Raw genomic sequence first — 3,576 nt, forward strand, 5'->3', positions numbered from 1 at the left:
GTCTTCTATCCTCTGCGTGGGGCCGACCGACATCGGCAGCGCGGGTTCCAGGATGGAAGGCGGGAAAGTATGCTTTTGGTTCAGAAACAGAGGCGGCCTTTAGTTACCAGCTGGGCCTGCCGTGAAGGACGTCTGTCTTTCTCTTTCTGGATCAAATCAAGCGCGAGAAGGGCGTTTGGTGAATGCCTTGGCAGCAAGAGGCGATGAAAGACGTGATACTCTGCGATAAGCCATGGGGAGCTGAGAATAAGCTTTGATCCATGGATCTCTGAATGGGGCAACCCACCTGAAAGCTTCATATTGTTATCTTTGGTAATCAATATGTTGCTTAAACAGGTACTTAAGACCTGAATACATAGGGTTTTAAGAGCAAACCCGGGGAACTGAAACATCTAAGTACCCGGAGGAAAGGAAATCAATTGATACTCCCCTAGTAGCGGCGAGCGAACGGGGACCAGCCGAGCCAGATAAGTGACTAGAACATGTTGGGAAGCATGGCCATAGCGGGTGACAGCCCCGTATAGGAAGCTTTGATGGACGTATTAAGTAGGGCGGAACACGTGAAATTCTGTCTGAAGATCGGAGGACCACCTTCGAAGGCTAAGTACTCCTTGCTGACCGATAGCGAACCAGTACCGTGAGGGAAAGGTGAAAAGCACCCCGACGAGGGGAGTGAAACAGTACCTGAAACCGAACGCCTACAATCAGTCGGAGGATCCTCGAGATCTGACGGCGTACCTTTTGTATAATGGGTCATCGACTTGGTCTTACGAGCAAGCTTAAGCCGTTAGGTGTAGGCGTAGCGAAAGCGAGTCTTAATAGGGCGAATGAGTTCGTGGGATCAGACCCGAAACCGAGTGATCTAGGCATGGCCAGGTTGAAGGTAAGGTAACACTTACTGGAGGACCGAACCCACATCCGTTGAAAAGGATCGGGATGAGCTGTGCCTAGGGGTGAAAGGCCAATCAAACTCGGAGATAGCTGGTTCTCTGCGAAATCTATTTAGGTAGAGCGTCATCCGAATACCCCGGGGGGTAGAGCACTGGATGGGTAATGGGGCCCCACAGGCTTACTGATCCTAACCAAACTCCGAATACCCGGGAGTACTAGATGGCAGACACACTGCGGATGCTAACGTCCGTAGTGGAGAGGGAAACAACCCTGACCTACGACTAAGGCCCCCAATTCATGGCTAAGTGGGAAAGCAGGTGGGACGACCAAAACAACCAGGAGGTTGGCTTAGAAGCAGCCATCCTTTAAAGATAGCGTAACAGCTCACTGGTCTAAATAAGTTGTCCTGCGGCGAAGATGTAACGGGGCTCAAGCCATGAGCCGAAGTCTAGGGATGCGTAAGCATCGGTAGCAGAGCGTAGTGTGACATAGAACTCATCCGTATTTGCATCCTTCTGTGAAATATCAGTGGGTGTAATGACGGATAGAGTTCTTTCGATGAAGCCGGGGCGTGAGCCATCCGGTGGAGAGATCACTAGTGAGAATGATGACATGAGTAGCGACAAAGAGTGTGAGAGACACTCTCGCCGAAAGTCCAAGGGTTCCTGCTTAAAGCTAATCTGAGCAGGGTAAGCCGGCCCCTAAGCCGAGGCCGAAAGGCGTAGGCGATGGGAACTAGGTTAATATTCCTAGGCCAGGAGGATGTGACGGATCACAGGTGTAGTTCAATCTTATCGGATTGATTGGGCTGCTGAGTGGTTCCTGGAAATAGCCCTCCATCAGACCGTACCCTAAACCGACACAGGTGGACTGGTAGAGAATACCAAGGCGCTTGAGAGAACGATGTTGAAGGAACTCGGCAAAATACCTCCGTAAGTTCGCGAGAAGGAGGCCCGGTTCCTAGGCAACTAGGGGCTGGGGGCACAAACCAGGGGGTGGCGACTGTTTATTAAAAACACAGGGCTCTGCGAAGTCGCAAGACGACGTATAGGGTCTGACGCCTGCCCGGTGCCTGAAGGTTAAAAGGAGAGGTGAGAGCCTTGAATTGAAGCCCAGGTAAACGGCGGCCGTAACTATAACGGTCCTAAGGTAGCGAAATTCCTTGTCGGGTAAGTTCCGACCTGCACGAATGGCGTAACGACTTCCCCGCTGTCTCCAACATCGACTCAGCGAAATTGAATTGCCTGTCAAGATGCAGGCTTCCCGCGGTTAGACGGAAAGACCCCGTGCACCTTTACTACAGCTTCGCACTGGCATCAGGATTGTGATGTGCAGGATAGGTGGTAGGCTTTGAAGCGGAAACGCAAGTATCCGTGGAGCCTCCCTTGAGATACCACCCTTCGCACTCTTGATGTCTAACCGCGGTCCGTTATCCGGATCCGGGACCCTGCGTGGCGGGTAGTTTGACTGGGGCGGTCGCCTCCTAAAGCGTAACGGAGGCGCGCGAAGGTTGGCTCAGAGCGGTCGGAAATCGCTCGTTGAGTGCAATGGCAGAAGCCAGCCTGACTGCGAGACTGACAAGTCGAGCAGAGTCGAAAGACGGCCATAGTGATCCGGTGGTCCCGAGTGGAAGGGCCATCGCTCAACGGATAAAAGGTACGCCGGGGATAACAGGCTGATACTGCCCAAGAGTCCATATCGACGGCAGTGTTTGGCACCTCGATGTCGGCTCATCTCATCCTGGGGCTGGAGCAGGTCCCAAGGGTACGGCTGTTCGCCGTTTAAAGAGGTACGTGAGCTGGGTTTAGAACGTCGTGAGACAGTTCGGTCCCTATCTGCCGTGGGTGTAGGAGACTTGAGAGGAGTTGCCCCTAGTACGAGAGGACCGGGGTGAACGATCCACTGGTGGACCAGTTGTCGTGCCAACGGCAGTGCTGGGTAGCTATGATCGGACAGGATAACCGCTGAAGGCATCTAAGCGGGAAGCCCCCCTCAAAACAAGGTCTCCCTGAGGGCCGTGGAAGACCACCACGTCAATAGGCCGGAGATGTAAGCGCAGTAATGCGTTCAGTTGACCGGTACTAATCGCCCGATAGGCTTGATTTGATCCAGTAACAGAAAGACAAATCAAACCAGAAGCATACACCGACCTTGACTAAGGATAGCGTCGCAGCGCCAAGCCGCGATGTTGATTGAAAACACAACCGAGTGGCAACGCACATACGCTAACTGCCACCTCGTCGCCTTCTTGCACAGCAAGAAAGCCGACATGGGCTTTTCCTCGGTTTGGTGGTCATAGCGCAAGTGAAACACCCGGTCCCATCCCGAACCCGGAAGTTAAGCACTGCCGCGCCAATGGTACTTGGGCTTAAGCCCCGGGAGAGTAGGTCACCGCCAAACCTAGCAAAAGCCCACAGTCTCTCTAATACGATGAAACAAATCTGACTCTGACGCGGGATGGAGCAGCCCGGTAGCTCGTCAGGCTCATAACCTGAAGGTCGTAGGTTCAAATCCTACTCCCGCAACCAGCGTCAGAAAATCCAAACAGCCCGTTCAGACTACAATTGATCCACTGGATCAATCGCTTAGCGTTCTCACCTCGTTAGGCTCATAACCTGAAGGTCGCAGGTTCAAATCCTGCTCCCGCAAACATCACAGTCGAACAAAGTACCGAACAAGCCGCCC

1 tRNA gene and 2 rRNA genes are annotated in these 3,576 nt (G+C 53.1%); all 3 read left to right on the forward strand.

Going from position 1 to position 3,576, the window contains the following annotated elements:
- Positions 1 to 154: 154 nt before the first annotated feature.
- The 3 genes from ACR0KL_RS22625 (at position 155) to ACR0KL_RS22635 (ending at position 3,419) form a co-directional block, all read left to right on the forward strand.
- Positions 155 to 2,997 (forward strand): 23S ribosomal RNA (locus ACR0KL_RS22625).
- A 179-nt stretch (positions 2,998 to 3,176) separates the two neighbouring features.
- Positions 3,177 to 3,291: ribosomal RNA gene (rrf, locus tag ACR0KL_RS22630) — 5S ribosomal RNA — on the forward strand.
- Between the two features lie 51 nt (positions 3,292 to 3,342).
- A tRNA-Met gene (locus ACR0KL_RS22635) sits at positions 3,343 to 3,419 on the forward strand.
- The last annotated feature ends 157 nt before the right edge of the window (positions 3,420 to 3,576 follow it).

It is taken from the genome of Ruegeria sp. C8, from assembly GCF_056537565.1.